Origin of the sequence: Streptomyces sp. NPDC059740 (genome assembly GCF_042733155.1) — a bacterium.
Lineage (GTDB): Bacteria > Actinomycetota > Actinomycetes > Streptomycetales > Streptomycetaceae > Streptomyces.
Map to the genome: position 1 here is coordinate 1 of NZ_JBHWGP010000016.1, position 17,578 is coordinate 17,578.

The 17,578-nt window shown below is 74.4% G+C and carries 14 protein-coding genes; 4 read left to right on the forward strand and 10 right to left on the reverse strand.

What is annotated here, in order from left to right:
- Positions 1 to 49: 49 nt before the first annotated feature.
- Together ACFV3R_RS19665 and ACFV3R_RS19670 are read right to left on the reverse strand one after the other, a co-directional pair.
- Positions 50 to 886, reverse strand: a complete 837-nt coding sequence (locus tag ACFV3R_RS19665) for a sulfurtransferase (protein ID WP_385584228.1) — start codon at positions 884 to 886, stop codon at positions 50 to 52.
- A 175-nt stretch (positions 887 to 1,061) separates the two neighbouring features.
- Positions 1,062 to 1,433: a VOC family protein gene (locus ACFV3R_RS19670; protein WP_385584231.1), complete on the reverse strand. Its 372-nt coding sequence runs from the start codon at positions 1,431 to 1,433 to the stop codon at positions 1,062 to 1,064.
- 79 nt (positions 1,434 to 1,512) lie between these two features.
- On the opposite strand from ACFV3R_RS19670, the gene ACFV3R_RS19675 reads away from it, so the two are divergent.
- Entirely contained in the window at positions 1,513 to 1,971 is a 459-nt protein-coding gene (locus tag ACFV3R_RS19675; RefSeq protein ID WP_385584234.1) for a MarR family winged helix-turn-helix transcriptional regulator, read from the forward strand.
- A 182-nt stretch (positions 1,972 to 2,153) separates the two neighbouring features.
- Positions 2,154 to 2,957: a VOC family protein gene (locus tag ACFV3R_RS19680; RefSeq protein WP_385584237.1), complete on the forward strand. Its 804-nt coding sequence runs from the start codon at positions 2,154 to 2,156 to the stop codon at positions 2,955 to 2,957.
- A 13-nt stretch (positions 2,958 to 2,970) separates the two neighbouring features.
- On the opposite strand, the gene ACFV3R_RS19685 is transcribed toward ACFV3R_RS19680, so the two are convergent.
- The 3 genes from ACFV3R_RS19685 to ACFV3R_RS19695 form a co-directional block, all read right to left on the reverse strand.
- Positions 2,971 to 4,155 carry an alkaline phosphatase family protein gene (locus ACFV3R_RS19685; RefSeq protein ID WP_385584240.1) on the reverse strand — a complete coding sequence of 395 codons (1,185 nt, stop codon included), beginning with the start codon at positions 4,153 to 4,155 and terminating at the stop codon, positions 2,971 to 2,973.
- Positions 4,155 to 4,757 (reverse strand): DUF5998 family protein, encoded by a 603-nt coding sequence (locus tag ACFV3R_RS19690; RefSeq protein WP_385584243.1) that lies wholly within the window; start codon positions 4,755 to 4,757, stop codon positions 4,155 to 4,157. The genes ACFV3R_RS19685 and ACFV3R_RS19690 overlap by 1 nt, the downstream gene beginning before the upstream one ends.
- Positions 4,758 to 4,908: 151 nt before the next feature.
- Complete coding sequence (locus ACFV3R_RS19695; RefSeq protein WP_385584247.1) at positions 4,909 to 7,881, reverse strand: GNAT family N-acetyltransferase; 2,973 nt, start codon at positions 7,879 to 7,881, stop codon at positions 4,909 to 4,911.
- Between the two features lie 208 nt (positions 7,882 to 8,089).
- Between ACFV3R_RS19695 and ACFV3R_RS19700 the strand changes: the two genes are divergently transcribed.
- A complete protein-coding gene (locus tag ACFV3R_RS19700; RefSeq protein ID WP_385584251.1) occupies positions 8,090 to 8,371 on the forward strand; it encodes an HPr family phosphocarrier protein in 282 nt (93 codons plus the stop codon).
- A 399-nt stretch (positions 8,372 to 8,770) separates the two neighbouring features.
- Here ACFV3R_RS19700 and ACFV3R_RS19705 read toward each other — a convergent pair whose 3' ends face one another.
- The 3 genes from ACFV3R_RS19705 to ACFV3R_RS19715 all read right to left on the reverse strand — a co-directional run bounded on the left by ACFV3R_RS19705 (position 8,771) and on the right by ACFV3R_RS19715 (position 12,581).
- Positions 8,771 to 9,511: a GntR family transcriptional regulator gene (locus tag ACFV3R_RS19705; protein WP_385584254.1), complete on the reverse strand. Its 741-nt coding sequence runs from the start codon at positions 9,509 to 9,511 to the stop codon at positions 8,771 to 8,773.
- A 275-nt stretch (positions 9,512 to 9,786) separates the two neighbouring features.
- The gene (locus ACFV3R_RS19710; protein WP_385584506.1) at positions 9,787 to 11,154 is read right to left on the reverse strand and encodes a M16 family metallopeptidase; all 1,368 of its coding nucleotides are present in this window, start codon (positions 11,152 to 11,154) and stop codon (positions 9,787 to 9,789) included.
- A 20-nt stretch (positions 11,155 to 11,174) separates the two neighbouring features.
- Positions 11,175 to 12,581, reverse strand: a complete 1,407-nt coding sequence (locus tag ACFV3R_RS19715; protein ID WP_385584257.1) for a M16 family metallopeptidase — start codon at positions 12,579 to 12,581, stop codon at positions 11,175 to 11,177.
- Positions 12,582 to 13,083: 502 nt separating this feature from the next.
- On the opposite strand from ACFV3R_RS19715, the gene ACFV3R_RS19720 reads away from it, so the two are divergent.
- Positions 13,084 to 15,534, forward strand: coding sequence for a DNA topoisomerase (ATP-hydrolyzing) subunit A (locus tag ACFV3R_RS19720; RefSeq protein ID WP_385584260.1), 2,451 nt, complete (start codon positions 13,084 to 13,086; stop codon positions 15,532 to 15,534).
- A 143-nt stretch (positions 15,535 to 15,677) separates the two neighbouring features.
- On the opposite strand, the gene ACFV3R_RS19725 is transcribed toward ACFV3R_RS19720, so the two are convergent.
- Together ACFV3R_RS19725 and ACFV3R_RS19730 are read right to left on the reverse strand one after the other, a co-directional pair.
- Positions 15,678 to 16,313 (reverse strand): response regulator, encoded by a 636-nt coding sequence (locus tag ACFV3R_RS19725; RefSeq protein ID WP_385584263.1) that lies wholly within the window; start codon positions 16,311 to 16,313, stop codon positions 15,678 to 15,680.
- Positions 16,310 to 17,521: a sensor histidine kinase gene (locus tag ACFV3R_RS19730; RefSeq protein ID WP_385584266.1), complete on the reverse strand. Its 1,212-nt coding sequence runs from the start codon at positions 17,519 to 17,521 to the stop codon at positions 16,310 to 16,312. Before ACFV3R_RS19730 ends, ACFV3R_RS19725 begins: the two co-directional genes overlap by 4 nt.
- Positions 17,522 to 17,578 lie beyond the last annotated feature (57 nt).

A 17,578-nucleotide genomic window follows, 5' to 3' on the forward strand; every position in this document is an offset into this window, starting at 1 on the left:
CGCCAGCACCGGCCGATCGGCCGGTGCTGGCGCGCGCCGCCGTCCGGGCTCAGCCGGGCTGGGCCCCGGTGGCCACCGGGCGGCTCGCGTCCCTGGACCACTCACTCCACGAACCCACGTACAACGCCGCGTCGACGCCTGCGAGATGCAGTGCCAGCGCCTCCTGCGCGGCGGACACCCCGGAGCCGCAGTAGACCCCCACCTCCGCGTCGGGGGTGGCACCGAGGGCGGTGAAGTGTGCGACGAGGTCGGCGCGGGGGCGGAAGGTGCCGTCCTCGGCGACGGTCTGCATCGTGGGCGCCGAGACCGCGCCGGGGATGTGTCCGGCCACCTTGTCGACGGGCTCGACCTCGCCCCGGTAGCGCTCCCCCGCACGGGCGTCCAACAGCACCCCACGCCGGGCGAGTTGCGCGGCACCGTCGGCGGTGAGGGTGGGCAGTGAGCCGGGCCTGGGGGTGAAGTCCCCCGCCTGCGGGGCGGGCGTGTCGGTACTCAGGCGCCGGCCTTCCGCGGTCCATGCGGCGAGGCCGCCGTCCAGGACGCGCACGGCCGTGTGCCCGGCCCAGCGCAGCAGCCACCAGGCGCGGGCGGCGGCCCAGCCCTGCCCGTCGTCGTAGGTGATGACGGCGCGCCCGTCGCCGACCCCCGCCGCACGCATGGCGTGGGTGAAGACGTCGAGCGGCGGCAGCGGGTGGCGGCCCTCCTGGCCGGGTGGGCCCGCCAGTTCGCTCTCCAGGTCCACGTAGACGGCACCGGGCAGGTGCCCCTTCTCGTACTCGGGGCGGCCGGAGGGGCCGCCCATGCGGTAGCGCACGTCCAGGAGTACCGGGGGCGCCGTTCCGGCCAGTTCGGCTTCGAGTGCGGCGGGAGTGACGATCGCGTTCATGCGCCCATCTTCGCGCAAGCGGGGGTGCGCGGGCGGGCCGGTGTCGCGCCCGCTGCCCGGAGGTCGGGGCGGGGCTCGTCCACCGCCGCGCCCGGAGCAGCACCGCGCCCTCCCCCGCCCCTTCCTGTGGCCAAGGCCGTTCGAGGAGGTGCGGAAGAGGGCGGCAGGGTGCGGGTCAGCCGCCGTGCGCGGTGAGGGTGTAGCCCTCGGGACCCTCGAAGGAGAACATCGGCCCGAAGGGGCTCTGCGTCACCGGCACGAGGATCTTGACTCCGGCGGCGGCGAGCTGGTCGTGGAGCTGGTGCGCGTCCGCGGTGCGGAACCAGAGCACCATCCCGAGGCCGGGCCTCGGGGTTTCGTCCAGGTCGACTCCCGGGAGGGGTTCCCGGATGGCGAACGGAACCGGCTGGGTGTCGAACACGACCGCGTGCGGCGGGGAGACCGCGGCCCGCCGCAGGCCCAGGTGCTGCTCGCAGAAGGACGCCGCGGCGTCCACGTCGCGGACCTGCAGGGCGATGAAGTCGGGACCGTCTACGGCGACAGACACAGGCATTCCTCACTGGTGATGTCAGAACTTTGACATAGGAGAGGCTATGACCCCGGCACCTCTATGTCAAAATACTGACATGGACGAGAGCACGCCACAGCCGCCCGATCCCACGGCCGACGTCACCCGCCATGTGGGCTACCAACTCAAACGCGCCCAGGCCGCACTGCGCAGCGCCATGGACGGGGTCCTGCGCGAGCACGGGCTGACGGTGCCGCAGTACTCCGCTCTCGAGATGCTGGCCCTGCGCCCCGGCATGTCCAACGCCGACCTCGCCCGCGCGACCTTCGTCACCCGGCAGTCCGGCAACGTCGTCCTGCGGGGCCTGCAGGAGGCCGGGCTGATCACCCGCCCTGCCGACTCCGACCACGGCCGGGCCCGGCCCGCCCACCTGACCGAGGAGGGCCGGGCCCGCCTCGCCCTGGTGCAGGCTGCCGTCTACGCCGTGGAAGAACGCATGGTCCGGGCGGTTCCGCAGGAGCGTGTCACCGCGCTTCTCGCGGACCTCGACAGCATCGCGGTGGCCCTGAAGGGCTGAACCGGAGCGGGCCGCTCCCCCGCGCACCAACACGGCTCGGCGCCCGGTCGGCACAGGTGTTCACCGCCCGCCGGGGTGCCGTTTCACTCCGCGCCGGAGCGGGTGGTCGCGCTGCATACTGGCGAAGGTCACCGGGGCGTCCGCACGGCCGTCCCGGCGTGGGCCTGGCGAGGAGCGAGACGATGACGACCGAGGCGACCGCCGGTACAGCGGGTCGGCCCTGCTGGGTGAGCCTGCTGGTGCACGGGCTGGAGCCGGCGCGGGACTTCTACCGGGCCCTGTTCGGCTGGGAGTTCACCGAGGGCCCCGGCCAGTTCGGGCCCTATGTGCGGGCCACGCTGGGTGGCCGGGAGGTGGCGGGGCTGGGTGAGCTCCCCGCGGGCCGGCGGCTGCCCGTCTCGTGGACGCCCTACTTCGCCTCCCAGGACGCCGACGTCACGGCGCAGGCGGTGCGGTCCGGGGGCGGTACGGTCGCGGTGGGGCCGTTGGACGCCGAGGACCAGGGGCGGATGATGATCGCCGCCGACCCGCAGGGCGCCGTCTTCGGGGTCTGGCAGGGGACGGCGATGACGGGCGCCGCGGTGACGGGTGAGCCCGGCAGTGTGGCCTGGCACGAGCTGGTGACCTGGCGCACCGGCGCCAGCCGTCCCTTCTACACCCACGTCTTCCCCTTCGACACCGGGACGGTCGGCCCCGAAGGCGCTGGGGCGGGCGGCGGCGCGGCGGCGGAGGGCGGGTTCGACTACCTGACCCTGCACCTCGCGGGCCGCCCCGTCGCGGGCCTGTTCGGCGCCGGGGAGCGCCTGCCCCGCGGGGAGGTGCCCTACTGGAGCACGTACTTCGCGGTCGCCGACACCGACGTGGCGGTGCGGCGGGTCACCGAGCTGGGGGGACGGGTGCTGCAGGCCCCGCAGGACTCGCCCTTCGGGCGTCTGGCCACGGTGGCGGACCCGGAGGGCGCAGCCTTCACCGTGATCGAGGCCTGAGACCCCGCACCCGTCAGGCGCGGACCTCCAGCAGCGGCACGAGCTGCTCGACGGGGGTCAGGGAACCGTGCATGCCGACCATCGCGGACTCCCGGGGCTCGGTCTCGGAGGCGATGATCACCACGTCGGCGTGGGCGGCGGCCACCACATCACCGATCCGCTCCCGCACGCGGTCCTCGACCCGGGGGCCGAACCAGCCCGCGTCGATCGCCTCCTCGCGCCCGGCCACCCACATGCGGTCGCCCACGACCTCCCGCCACACGGCGAGGACGTCGGCGGCGGCACCGGGGTGGGCGTAGACGTGCCGGGCGCGGCCCTCGCCGCCCAGCATGCGTACACCGGCCCTCAGTTCCCAGTCCTCGTCGAAGTCGATGCGGTGCTCGTCGTCGAAGGGGACGTCGATCATGCCGTGGTCGGCGGTCACGTACAGCGCCGAGCGGGGCGGGAGTTGCTCGGCCAGCCGCTGCGCCAGCCGGTCGACGTAGGCGAGTTGGCCGCGCCAGGCGTCGGAGTCGACGCCGTGGCGGTGGCCGTTGCCGTCCAGGTCGGAGTAGTAGGTGTAGACCAGGGTGCGGTCGGCGGCGGCCAGCCGGTCGGCGGCCAGGTCCATGCGGTCCTCACCGGACAGCCGCCCGTGGAAGGTGCCGCCGCTGAGCGCCACCTTCGTCAGCGGGGTGGTGGCGAAGTCCGGCGAGGAGACCTGGCAGGTCGCGACGCCGGCCGCGTCGGCGAGCCGGAAGACGGTGGGGTGCGGCTGCCAGGCCGTGGGATCGGTCCACGGGTACCACCGGAGCTGGTTCATCAGTGCGCCGGTGGCCGGGTTCTGGGTGGTGTACCCGGCCAGCCCGTGCGCCCCCGGCGGCAGTCCGGTGCCGACCGAGGCCAGCGAGGTGGCGGTGGTGGAGGGGAACCCCGCGGTCAGCGGGGCCCCGGTGCCGCCCAGCGAGGACGGCAGCAGGGAGTGCAGGAACGGCGCGTCCTCGGGGTGGTCGCGCAGCAGCTCCCAGCCCAGGCCGTCGACGAGGAAGACGCAGACGCGGTCGGCCGGGACGAGGTCGAGGCCGGCGGTGAGGCCCGGCACCCCCTGACCCGCGGCGAGGGTCGGCAGCAGGTCCGCGAGCGAGCCCGAGCCGTAGCGCGGCAGGGGCGCCGTCGCGAGGTCCAGGGGCTCCGGCCACAGGTCGGAGGGGGTCGGCATCAGCGGGTGCCGGCCGCTGCGGTGGCCTCCGAGAGCGCCTGGGCGAAGGCGAGGGTCTGGCGCACCGTGTCGGGACCGTCGCCCGCCTCGCTGACCCGCAGCGAGAGGTCGTCCGCGGTGGCCGAGCCGGTGTAGCCGTGGTCGGCCTCGCAGTCGGGGTCGCCGCAGGTGGCGGGTTCGAGGTCGAGCCGGGAGACGGCGCCCCAGCCGATGGTGAGGACCACCTCGCGCGGCAGGGTCCCCGGTGTGTAGGACTCGGGGTTGGCCACGACCCGGCTGAGGACCACCGAGGAGATCCGGCCGATCTTGACCGACTCGGTGGAGGTGGTGGCGGACGGGGCGGCGGGGGCTGCGGTCGTGCCGCCCTCGGGGCCCTGCTCGTCGGTGTGGCTGACGATGAAGCGGGTCGGGGTGAGCACCAGCACGGTCACGTGCCGGCGCACCTCGTTGGCGTCGAAGGTGGTCTCCTGGTGCACCAGGTACGACACCACGGCTTCGCCGCCGACCGCGGTCTGCACCGCCTCGGACACGAGGGCCGGGTAGTAGCCGCTGCGCTCGATCGCCGTGCGCAGCCCCTGGGTCGTCGTACCGGTCTTAGCCATGCCGCCCATCCTACGGCCCGCGCACACCCCGGCCGCCCGGACCGCCGCCCCGGGCGGGAGCGGCCGGGGGCCGGGGGGCCGGGCGCTCGCGGGCGCCGCGCGTGCCCGGGGCCCTCCCCTGGGCACGGGCGGGCGCGGGCGGGCCGGGGTCTCAGTAGGCAGGCAGCCTGCGCGGCCCCAGGTCGGTGGTGGCCGGCGGGCGGGCCAGGCGGACGGCGGCGTCCAGGACGGCAACTCCGCGGGGGGCCACGACGACGGGTTCGAGGTCGACGCCCACCACCTCGGGGTGGTCGTCGACGAGGCGGGAGAGGCGCAGCATCAGCTCCTCCAGGGCCGTGGTGTCGACGGGCTCGGCACCGCGCCAGCCGAAGAGCAGGGGGGCGGCGCGCACCGAGCGGACCTGTTCGGCCACGTCCCGGTCGGTGGCCGGGATGAGGCGGTGCGCGGTGTCGCCCAGGAGCTGGGAGGGCGCGCCGGCCAGCCCGAAGGTGAGCACCGCCCCCGCCACCGGGTCGACGGCGGCGCGCAGCACGGTGTCCACCCCGCGCGGCACCATGGCCTGCACCACCGGGCGCAGTTCCCGGGGGGTGCCGAGGGCGGCGGTCATGTCGGCGTAGGCGCGGCGCAGTTCGTCCTCGCCGCGCAGGTCCAGGCGGACACCGCCCAGGTCGGCGCGGTGCCGCAGGTGGGGTGCGGTGGTCTTCAGCGCCACCGGGTAGCCCAGCCGCTGGGCGGCGGCCACCGCGGCGTCCGCGTCGGCCGCCGCCGGGGCGGGGCGCACGTCGATGCCGTAACGGGCGAGCAGGGCACGGCTGGTGGCCGGTGGCAGCGGGATCGAACGGTGCGGGTCGGCCTCGTCCACCAGGTCCGCCAGCAGCCGGGTGATGTCCTCCCCCGCGGCCGCTTCCTCGATGTCCTCGAACTCCGGGACCCGGCCGGGCACCGCGGCCTGGCGCCGCCACCGGGCGTACCAGGTCGCCTCGGCGAGGGCGCGCACCGCACGCTCGGCCGCCGGGTAGGCCGGGATCGTCACGGGGTGGCCCTCGTCGCGGGTGGCCAGGCAGGTGGCGAGCGCGTCCATGGCGAGGTGGGCCACCGCGACGGGCTTGGGTCCGCCGGCCGCGGTGCGCAGGGCGGCGGCCAGGTCGGCGCCCTCGCCCCAGGGGGCGGTGGAGGCGGGGTCGTGCGGGCTGAACTGCCCCTCGCCGACCCAGGGGATGGCGGTGACGACGACGGCGTCGCAGTTCTCGTCGGCGAGGGTGCGCCGCAGTGCCTGGTGGAAGTCCTCGGGGCTGGCCGAGGCGGCCAGGACGTGCGGCTGGAGGGGGCGGAGGCCCTCGGTGAGGCAGGAGTCGTAGGTGAGGAAGGCCAGCGCCTCGGAGTTGCCGATGATCGCCACCCGGGGCCCGGCGGGCAGCGGGCCGGCGGCGAGCAGCAGGCCCACGTCGATCAGTTCGGTGACGGTGTCGACGCGGATCACGCCGGCCTGCCGCATCAGCGCGGTGACCGTGGCGTCGGGGATGTGGCTGGTGGGAACGGCGTGCCCGGGCGGCGTCATGCCGTGGTGCCGGGCTCCCTTGGCGACGACGACGGGTTTGACGGCGGCGGTGCGGCGGGCGAGGCGGGTGAACTTGCGCGGGTTGCCGATGGACTCCAGGTAGAGGAGGACGACGTCGGTGGTGGGGTCGTCGTACCAGTACTGCAGGAGGTCGTTGCCGGAGACGTCGGCGCGGTTGCCCGCGGAGACGAAGGTGGACAGGCCGGCCAGCCCGCCGGGGGCGAGGCGGTGTGCGGGGTCGGTGGAGGCGGTCTCGCCGGCCCCCTCTCCCGGCTTGGGCCGGGCTGCGGCGTCCCGGGCGGGGGTGCGCCCGTCGGGGCCCGCGGCGGGGGTCTGGTCCTCCCCGGCTGCCGGGCGGGGCGGTTCCCAGGCGGCGGCACCGGCGGGCCCGCGGCGGTGCAGGGCGCTGAGGAGGGCGATGCCGATGGCTCCGGACTGGGTGAACAGCCCGATCCGTCCGGCAGCGGGGAGCAGGGGGGCGAGGGAGGCGTTCAGGCGCACTCCGGCGGCGGTGTTGAGGACGCCGAACGCGTTCGGGCCGATGAGCCGCATGCCGTGGGAGCGGGTGAGGCGCAGCAGTTCGCGCTGGCGGTCGCGGCCGGCGGGGCCGGTCTCGGCGTAGCCGGAGCTGAGGACGACCAGGCTGCGCACGCCGTGGGCACCGCAGTCGCGGACCACGTCCGGTACGGCGTCGGCGGGCACCGAGACGACGGCGAGGTCGACGGGTTCGGGGATCTCGCGCACCGACCGGTATCCCGGTACGCCCTCGGGTCCGGGGGTGCCGGGGTCTGCGGGGAAGGCGTGGTTGACGGCGTGGACCCGTCCGGTGAACCCGGCGTCCAGGAGGTTGCGCACCACCGTGCGGCCCACGCCGCCGGGCCGGCGCCCGACCCCCACGACGGCGACGGACTCCGGCGCGAGCAGCCGCTGCACGGCTCGGGCCTCGGCGCGCTGCTCCCGGCCGCGCATCACCGCCAGGGAGCGTTCGGTGGGTTCGAGGTCGAGTTCCAGCCGGACCACGCCGTCCTCGAAGGACCGCTTCTGGGTGTAGCCGGCGTCCGTGAAGACTTTGATCATCTTCGTGTTGGCCGGGAGGACCTCGGCGGCGAAGCGCCTCACCCCGCGTTCCAGGGCCACTGCGGCGACGTGTTCGAGGAGGGTGGAGGCGACGCCCCGGCCCTGGTGGTCGTCGCGTACGAGGAAGGCGACCTCAGCCTGGTCGGCGGTGTCCGCGGTGGCGGGCCGGCCGGTGTCGTCGATGCGGTCGTAGCGGACGGTGGCGATGAACTCGCCGCCCACGGTGGCTGCCAGGCCCACGCGGTCGACGTAGTCGTGGTGGGTGAAGCGGTGCACGTCCCGGTCGGACAGGCGCGGGTAGGGCGCGAAGAACCGGTAGTACTTCGACTCGTCGGAGACCTGCTCGTAGAAGGCGACCAGCCGCTCGGCGTCGTCCGGGGTGATGGGCCGGACGCGGGCGGTGCCGCCGTCGCGCAGGACGACGTCCGCCTCCCAGTGGGCCGGGTAGGCAGCCGGGTGTTCGGGGTCGGAGTCCGCCGCAGTCACCATGTGGCCAGCGTACGGGCAGCGGCCCGGCGGCGGCCCCGGACGCCCGGGGTGGGGGCGCGGGCGGTGCGCCCGGCCGGTCGGGGCCGCCCCCGGCCGGTGGGAATCGGCCGGTCGGACGTGGTAGAGGTGACACACCGGGACCCCTCGGGCGTCCCGGAGCTCGTGAGAGACTGGTCTAGACAACAGTATCGACCTGAAGGGCAGAACCATGGCTGAGCGCCGCGTCAACGTCGGCTGGGCCGAGGGCCTGCACGCCCGCCCCGCTTCGATCTTCGTCCGTGCGGCCAACGCCTCCGGCGTTCCGGTGACGATCGCCAAGACCGACGGCACTCCGGTCAACGCCGCCTCGATGCTCGCGGTGCTGGGCCTGGGCGCGCAGGGCGGCGAGGAGATCGTCCTCGCCTCCGAGGCCGAGGGCGCCGAGGCCGCGCTCGACCGCCTGGCCAAGCTGGTCGCCGAGGGGCTGGAGGAGCTCCCCGAGACCGTCTGACCTTCTGCCGGCCCCACCGGGGCCCGCGCCCGTACGGCCCCGTCCGGCCCCCGCCCCCCACGGCGGACCCACCGGACGGGGCCGTCGCCGTTGGCGGCACCGGCACCGTCCACGGGCGCGTCCCGGGTGTCACCGGCCGAGGCGGAAGCCGGTGGGCGTCGTCTCCGGGTCACCAGTGCGGAAAGGCTTTCCGGGAAGGTGCACGGAAAACGACGGAAAACGCACGCGGAGGAACAGGGAAAGGCGACGAGGAAGAGGAGGGAATGCACCGGTCGACGGGTGCGGAATTCTTCCGTTCAGCCCGGTGGAGCGCGCCGGCGATAGCGCGACCAGCCTCCTCGCGCACCAGCCGGGATTTCCCCGCGCTCCGGTTCCCCCACTGTGTATACGGGGCCTTTGTTAACTGCCGGAGCGTTCCGTGTTGACGGGGTGTTTCCCAGTCCGCACGGCCGGTCGGCGCAGGCGGTGGGCGGGCAGGGTGCGCTGGAGGTGGCAGGCCATCAGGGAGCGGGCGCGGGCGGCGTCGGTGCGCGCCACCGCGTCCACCACGGCTGCCGCCTCCTCCCAGGAGGCCAGGGCCCGGTACGCCGTCGCCGAGGTCCCCGGCCTGCGGCGCTCCTGGCGCGGCGGCGGGTCCGGCAACAGTTCCGGATCGACGGTGTACATCCAGTCGATCTTGCGGTGGAGCTGCACCAACAGGTCCGTCAGGGTGGGGGTGCCGCAGGCCTGGGCCAGCGTGCCGTACAGCCAGGTGTTCAGTCGTCGCAGGTCATCGGCGTGCCCGTGGCGTGCCTGCTCCCGTCCCAGCCGGACCAGCCCGCGCAGCACGTTGAGGTGGGCGGGGGTGCGGCGGGACGCGGCGCGGGCCGCGCCCAGCGGTTGCACGCTCGCCCAGAGGTCGAGGAGGTCGGCGGCCTCCTGCGCCGAGGGGTGGGCGACGACGGCGCCCGCGTGCCGGCGGGTGGTGACGAATCCCTCGGAGGCGAGGGTGCGCAGGGCCTCCCGTACGGGGACGCGGGAGACGCCGTACCGTCCGGCCAGCAGTTCCTCGATCAGGCGGCTGCCCTGCGGGAGGGCGCCGGAGACGATGTCGTCGCGCATGGCGGTGCACACGGTGTGCGCCCGGAGACGGTCCTGCATTTCTCACGCCCCCTCGGAAGATTTCTCCGAATGCCGCCGGACGGCACCATTCACCGAGGACTCTATTGGATCGCCGGTGCTCTTTCGAAGGCATGAGCCGCAGGACGGGCGATATTTGGCCGACACGCAGAGGAAAAGAGGCGGATTGCCGGCGAGTACCGGGGCGGGCGATGCGGCGGTGAGCGGGCGGGCGCCGGACGCACCCGCTGCCAGGACCTGGCGGGCCGGGTCCTGGCAGCGGGGAGCGCAGTGGGGGCGTGGGCCCACCGGGGTGGTCAGCCGCTGACCACCTTCACCTCGCCGATGCCCAGCGCCCGGACGGGCTCCTCGATCTGCGAGGCGTCGCCCACCAGCACGGTGACCAGCCGGTCCGCGGGGAAGGCCGCGACCACGGCGGCGGTCGCCTCCACCGTTCCGGTCTGCGCCATCCGCAGGTAGAGCTGCGCCTGGTGGTCGTCGGGCAGTTCCTGCTCGACCTGGTCCGCGAGCGTCCCGGCGACGGCTGCGGCGGTCTCGTAGCGCAGCGGGGCCACACCTACGAGGTTCTGCACCGCGACGTCCCGCTCGGCGTCGGTGAGCCCCTCGGCGGCGAGCGTGCGCAGCACCTTCCAGAGGTCCTCCAGCGCCGGGCCGGTGGAGGCGGTGTCCACCGAGCCGCTGATGGCGAGCATGGCCGCACCCTTGCCGTCGGCGCTGGAGTCGATGACCTGGCCGAAGGCGCGCACGCCGTAGGTGTAGCCCTTCTCCTCGCGCAGCACCCGGTCCAGGCGCGAGGTGAGGGTGCCGCCCAGGCAGTAGGTGCCCAGCATCTGCGCGGGCCAGACCCGGTCGTGGCGGTCCGGGCCGATGCGGCCGATGAGGAGCTGGGTCTGGACCGCACCGGGCCGGTCGACGATGACCACGCGGCCGGTGTCGTCGGCGGTCACCGGGGCCTTCGGCCGGGGCTCGGCCAGCGAACCCGTCCACGCCCCGAGGGTGCCGGCCAGCGCCTGCGGCAGGTCGATGCCGGAGAGGTCGCCGACGATCACGGCGGTGGTGGTGGCCGGCCGCACGTGCGCGCGGTAGAAGTCGCGGACGGCGGCGGTGTCGATGCGCTCCACCGTCTCCGCGGTGCCCTGGCGGGGGCGGGAGAGGCGGGAGTCGGCCGGGAAGAGCTCCTTGGACAGCGCCATGGCCGCCCGGCGTCCGGGGTTGGCCAGCTCGTGGGGGATCTCGTCGAGCCGGTTGCGCACCAGGCGTTCGATCTCGCCCTCGGGGAAGGCGGGGGCGCGCAGGGCGTCGGCGAGGAGGCCCAGGGCGTGGGTGAAGCGGGAGGCGGGCACCTCCAGCGAGACCCGGATGCCCGGGTGGTCCGCGCCGGCGTCCAGGGTGGCACCGCAGCGTTCGAGTTCGGCGGCGAACTCCTCGGCGTCGTGGCGGTCGGTGCCCTCCGACAGGGCACGGGCCATGATGGTGGCGACGCCGTCCAGGCTCTCGGGCTCGGCGGCCAGCGGCGCGACCACGTTGACCTCGACGGCCACGACCTGCTGGCCGGGCCGGTCGCAGTGCAGGACGGTCAGGCCGTTGGGCAGCGAGGTGCGCTCGGGCGCGGGGAACGCCCACGGCTTGGCCTGGCCCGCCTGCGGCTGGGGGTGCAGGGTCATCTGGGGGCTGACGGTCTCGGTCACTTGGCCGGCTCCTCTTCGGCGTTTCCCTGGTCGGCGGGGACGTCGGTGACGGTGGCGCCCTCGACCGCGTCCTCGGCTCCGGTGGCCTCGGTCTCGGTGGGGACGGTCGGTTCGTACACCAGCACCGCCCGGTTGTCGGGCCGCAGCCGTTCCCGGGCGACGGCCTGCACCTCCTCCGCCGTGACGTCGAGCACGCGCCCGACGGCGGTGAGGGCGAGCTGGGGGTCGCCGAACAGGACGGCGTAGCGGCACAGTTCGTCCGCACGGCCGCCGACGGTGGCCAGCCGGTCCAGCCACTCGCGTTCGAGCTGCGCCTGGGCGCGCTCCATCTCCTCGGGGCTCGGCCCCTCCTGCGCGAACCGGGCCAGCTCCTCGTCGACCGCGGACTCCACGGCGGCGACCTCCACCCCGCCGGAGGTCTTCACGTCCAGCCACCCGAGCGAGGGCGCACCGGACAGGCGCAGCAGGCCGAAGCCCGCGGCGACGGCGCTGCGGTCGCGGCGGACCAGGCGGTTGTAGAGGCGGGAGGACTCGCCGCCGCCCAGGACGGTCAGGGCGACGTCGGCGGCGTCGGCCTCGCGGGTGCCGTCGTGCGGGAGGCGGTAGGCGGCCATGAGGGCGCGGGAGGGCACCTCCTCGCGGACGACCTCGCGCAGTTCGCCGCCCATGGTGTCGGGCAGCGTGCCGTCCCGGGGCGGGCGCTTGGCGTCGTGGGAGGGGATGGAACCGAAGTACTTCTCGATCCAGGCCAGCGTCTGCTCGGGGTCGATGTCGCCGACCACCGCGAGGACCGCGTTGTTGGGCGCGTAGTAGGTGCGGAAGAACTCCTGGGCGTCCGCGAGGGAGGCGGCGTCCAGGTCGGCCATCGAGCCGATGGGGGTGTGGTGGTAGGGGTGGCCCTCGGGGTAGGCCATGGCCGTCAGCTTCTCGAAGGCGGTGCCGTAGGGCACGTTGTCGTAGCGCTGCCGGCGCTCGTTCTTGACCACGTCGCGCTGGTTGTCCAGCGACTGGAGGTCGAGGGCGGCGAGCAGCGAGCCCATGCGGTCCGCCTCCAGCCACAGCGCGAGCTCCAGCTGGTGGGCGGGCATGGTCTCGAAGTAGTTGGTGCGCTCGAAGCTGGTGGTGCCGTTGAGGGAGCCGCCGGCGCCCTGCACGAGTTCGAAGTGGCCGTTGCCCTTGACCTGTGCGGAGCCCTGGAACATGAGGTGCTCGAAGAGGTGGGCGAGGCCGGTGCGGCCCTTGACCTCGTGACGCGAGCCGACGTCGTACCACAGGCAGACCGCTGCGACCGGGGTCAGGTGGTCTTCGGAGAGCACCACGCGCAGGCCGTTGTCCAGCCGGTGCTCGGTCGCTGTGAGGCCGCCGGAGCCGGCCTGTTCGGTGGCCGTGTGACCCATGGGCATGGGGGTCCCTTCGATCCGCTGGTGATGTCCGTCAGTAATCGGTGTCATGTCTGGTTCATGCTGCGACCGCCGCCGGAGCGCCCTGCCTCCCGGTGGGAGGTCACGCAGTGGCACGTCCGGGACGGGTCGCGTGGTCGGTCTCGGTCGTCGTCACTGTATGCAAGCACGTCGGTCCGTGGCGAAGAATCCCCCCGGATCCGCCCGGCGAGGCGGGAAACCGCCCGGCCGCGTGCCCCTCGCGTACGCCGCGGTGACGTGCCCTGCGGCGGCCGGCCGCCCCCGCGCCGGCGGGGCCCGCGGGCCGCCCGACCCGGCCGCGTCCACGGGGCGTGGTCGGTGTTGTCGGTGGGGAGGTCCACAATGGTCGGCGTCAGTCCGTCCGATCACCCGGCGGTCCCGGCCCCCGCACCGCGTCGGGTGCCCGGCCCCGTGACCGCGACCGCCGAGTCCCGAACAGGCTGCCACCATCGGCAGCAAGCGAAGCGAAGGAGCCCCAGCCGCGATGGCCCGCCGCAGCACGAAGACCCCGCCTCCGCCGGACGACTTCGAGGAGCGCATCCTCGACATCGACGTCGTGGACGAGATGCAGGGCTCCTACCTCGAGTACGCGTACTCGGTCATCTACTCGCGTGCCCTGCCCGACGCCCGCGACGGCCTGAAGCCCGTGCACCGCCGCATCCTCTACCAGATGAACGAGATGGGGCTGCGTCCCGAGCGCGGTTACGTCAAGTGCGCGCGTGTGGTCGGTGAGGTGATGGGCAAGCTCCACCCCCACGGCGACGCCTCCATCTACGACGCGCTGGTGCGCATGGCGCAGTCCTTCTCGATGCGGCTGCCGCTGGTGGACGGCCACGGCAACTTCGGCTCGCTGGGCAACGACGACCCGCCGGCGGCGATGCGGTACACCGAGTGCCGCATGGCCTCGGCCACCTCGCTGATGACGGAGTCCATCGACGAGGACACCGTCGACTTCGCCCCCAACTACGACGGCCAGGAGCAGGAGCCGATCACCCTGCCCGCCGCGTACCCCAACCTGCTGGTCAACGGCGCCTCGGGCATCGCCGTCGGCATGGCGACGAACATGCCGCCCCACAACCTGGGCGAGGTCGTGGCGGCCGCCCGCCACCTCATCAAGCACCCCAACGCCGACCTCGACACGCTGATGAAGTTCGTGCCCGGCCCCGACCTTCCCACGGGCGGGCAGATCGTGGGCCTGAGCGGCGTCCGCGACGCGTACGAGAGCGGACGCGGCACGTTCAAGATGCGCGCCACGGTCGCGGTGGAGGACGTCACCCCCCGGCGCAAGGGCCTGGTGGTCACGGAACTGCCCTTCGCGGTGGGCCCCGAGAAGGTCATCTCCAAGATCAAGGACCTGGTGGGGCAGAAGAAGCTCCAGGGCATCGCCGACGTGAAGGACCTCACCGACCGGCAGCACGGCCTGCGGCTGGTCATCGAGATCAAGAACGGCTTCAACCCCGAGGCGGTCCTGGCCCAGCTCTACAAGCTGACCGCCATGGAGGAGTCCTTCGGCATCAACAACGTGGCGCTGGTGGACGGCCAGCCGCTGACGCTGGGCCTCAAGGAGCTGCTGGAGGTCTACGTCGACCACCGCTTCAACGTGGTGCGCCGGCGCAGCGAGTACCGCCGCGGGCGCAAGCGGGACCGGCTGCACCTGGTCGAGGGCCTGCTGGTCGCGCTGGTCGACATCGACGAGGTCATCCGCCTCATCCGCTCCAGCGACAACAGCGCGCAGGCCAAGGAGCGCCTGATCGAGCGGTTCGGGCTCAGCGAGATCCAGACGCAGTACATCCTCGACACGCCGCTGCGCCGGCTGACCCGCTTCGACCGCATCGAGCTGGAGTCGGAGCGCGACCAGCTCACCGACGACATCGAGAAGCTGACCGCGATCCTGGACTCGGACGCCGAACTGCGCAAGCTGGTCTCCTCCGAACTCGCCACCGTCGCCAAGAAGTACGGCACGCCGCGGCGCACCACGCTGGTGGAGTCCTCGGGCACCACGGTGGCCGCGGTGCCGCTCCAGGTCGCCGACGACCCGTGCCGGGTGCTGCTCTCCTCGACGGGGCTGCTGGCCCGTACCCCCACCGGGGACGTCACCTTCGCCACGGACGCCAAGCGGGTCCGCCACGACGTGGTGGTCTCGGCGGTGCCGGCGACCGCGCGGGGCGAGGTGGGCGCGGTGACCTCCGCGGGCCGGCTGCTGCGGCTGTCGGTGATCGACCTGCCGCAGCTCCCCGAGAACCTCACCGGCCCGAACCTCTCGGGCGGCGCGCAGATCTCGGAGTTCCTCTCCCTCGGTGACGACGAGCGGGTGCTCTGCCTGACCACGCTGGACGAGTCCTCGCCCGGCCTGGCGCTGGGCACCGAGGGCGGTGTGGTCAAGCGGGTCGTGCCCGACTACCCGGCCAACCGGGAGGAGTTGGAGGTGATCTCCCTCAAGGAGGGGGACCGCCTGGTGGGCGCCGTCGAGCTGCACACCGGTGAGGAGGACCTGGTCTTCATCACCAGTGAGGCGCAACTCCTGCGCTACCCGGCCTCGGTGGTGCGCCCGCAGGGCCGGCCAGCCGGCGGCATGGCGGGGGTGAAGCTGGGCGAGGGGGCCAGGGTGGTGTCCTTCCACGCCATCGATCCGGCGGCGGACGCGGCGGTGTTCACCGTGACCGGTGCGCACGGCACGCTGGACGACTCGGCCACCACGGCCAAGCTCACCCCGTTCGACCAGTACCCGCGCAAGGGCCGGGCCACCGGCGGCGTGCGCTGCCACCGCTTCCTGAAGGGCGAGGACCATCTGACGTTCGCCTGGGCCGGCCCCACGCCCGCCCGCGCGGCCGACGCCAAGGGCGGGCCGGTGCCGCTGCCGGAGGTGGACCCGCGGCGGGACGGCTCGGGAACGCCGCTGGCCAAGAACGTGGCCGTGGTCGCGGGACCGGTGTAGGAGGCCCCACATGCCTGCCGGCGGTCTGCCGGCAGGCATGTGGCGCAGGAGGCTCACCGGTGTGCGGCCGGTGGCGTCGGGACTGCTGTCCGTGAGGTGTGCGGGGCCTCTCGCGCCGGTGTGCGCGAGGGGCCCCGGGCCGTTCACCGGCGGATGAGGCCGAGCCCGGTGGCGGTGGCGACGGCAGCGGTACGGGAGTCGACGTCGAGCTTGGTGTAGATGCGGGCCAGGTGGGACTTGACGGTGCCTTCGGTGAGGTGCAGCCGCCGGCCGACCGCCTGGTTGGACAGGCCCTCGGCCACCAGCGTGAGCACCTCCCTCTCGCGGCGGGTCAGCGCGGTGCCGGGAGTGCGCAGCCGGTTCATCAGCCGGTCCGCGACGGTGGGGGCCAGCGCGGTGCGGCCCTGGGCGGCCGTGTGCACGGCGGCGGCCAGTTCCTCGGGCGGGGCGTCCTTGAGGAGGTAGCCGGTGGCGCCCGCCTCGATGGCGGGCAGGGTGTCGGCGTCGCTGTCGTAGGTGGTGACGACCAGAACGCGAGGGGCCCCGGGACGTGCGGTGATGGCGGCGGTGGCCTCGGCACCGCCCATCCCCGCACCGAACCGCAGGTCCATGAGGACGACGTCGATGTCTCCCTGGGCGGTGCGGGCGACGGCGGCTTCGGCGGTGGCGGCCTCGGCCACCACGGCGAGGCCGGGTTCGGTCTCCAGCACGGCGCGCAGCCCGGCCCTGACCACGGGGTGGTCGTCGGCGAGCAGCAGGCGGATGGGGGCGTCGGTCACGGGCGGTCCTCGGAGTCGGGGGCGGCCAGGGGAAGCCGGGCAGCCAGGGCGGTGCCGTGGCCGGGGGCGGCCACGAGGGCAAGGGTGCCGCCGAGCGCGTGGAGCCGGGCGCGCATGGCGGCCAGCCCGAACCCTCCGGCCTCGGGGTCCTGCGCGGGCAGGTCGTCGGGGTCGAAGCCCCGTCCGTCGTCGACGACCTCCAGCAGGACGTGGCCGCCGGGGTGGCTGAGGGTGATGTCCGCGGTGGTCGCCCGGGCGTGCCGGACGGTGTTGGCGAGGGCGGACTGGGCGATGCGCAGCAGCGCGACCTCGTGGGCGGTCGGCAGGGGCACCGGGGTGCCGGTGAGGTGGAAGCGCGCGGTGACCTGGTGGCGGGTGCTGGTGGTGGCGCACAGGCGCTGCAGCGCACCGGCCAGGGTGGTCCCCTCCAGGGCGGGCGGGCCGAGCGCGACGACGAAGCGACGCGCTTCGGCGAGGTTGTCGACGGCGGCCTGCCGGGCCTGCTCCACGTGGCGGGAGGCGTGGTGCGGGGCGTCCGGCAGGGCGCGCTCGGCGGCGCGCAGCAGCAGTTGGATGCTGGTGAGGCCCTGGGCGAGGGTGTCGTGGATCTCGCGGGCCAGACGTTCGCGTTCGGCCAGCACCCCCGCGGTGTGCTGGGCGCGGGACAGGTCGGCGCGGGCGGCGGTGAGCTCCTCGATCAGGTGTCTGCGGTGCTCGCTCTCCCGGTACAGCGCCTGGTAGCCCCACACCACCGCGACGGCGACGGCGGCGCCCAGCGCCGGTCCGATCGCCATCGCCGCGCTGAAGGAGCCCTGGTGCGCGGCGAAGCCGGCGACGGCCGCCGCCGCGGTGACGGCCACCGCGACCGGCCCGGAGCGGCGGGAGGAGAGGTGGAGCTGGAGGAAGTACAGCGGGAACGCCATCCACACCCCGTCGGCGGTGAGGACGAGCAGGACCAGCCAGGCGGCGCCCACGACGGCCAGCCACACCGCGGCGGCCCGCCGCGAGCGGCGGACGCCCGGCAGGGCGGGGCCGGCCGCGTAGGCCAGGGCGCAGGTCAGGGCGGCGGCGACCACGGCCCCGGCGTTCGGGCGGTGATCGACGACGGCCCGGCCGGCGGCGAGGGCCAGCAGGGCGGCGACCAGCAGGTGCAGGCACCAGGCGAGGGCGCGGGTGGTGGGGATCGGGGCGGGGGCGGCGGCGTTCACGATCCTTCCAGGTTAGGGACCCGGCCCGCCTCGGCGCTTCCGTCGAAAGTGACAACC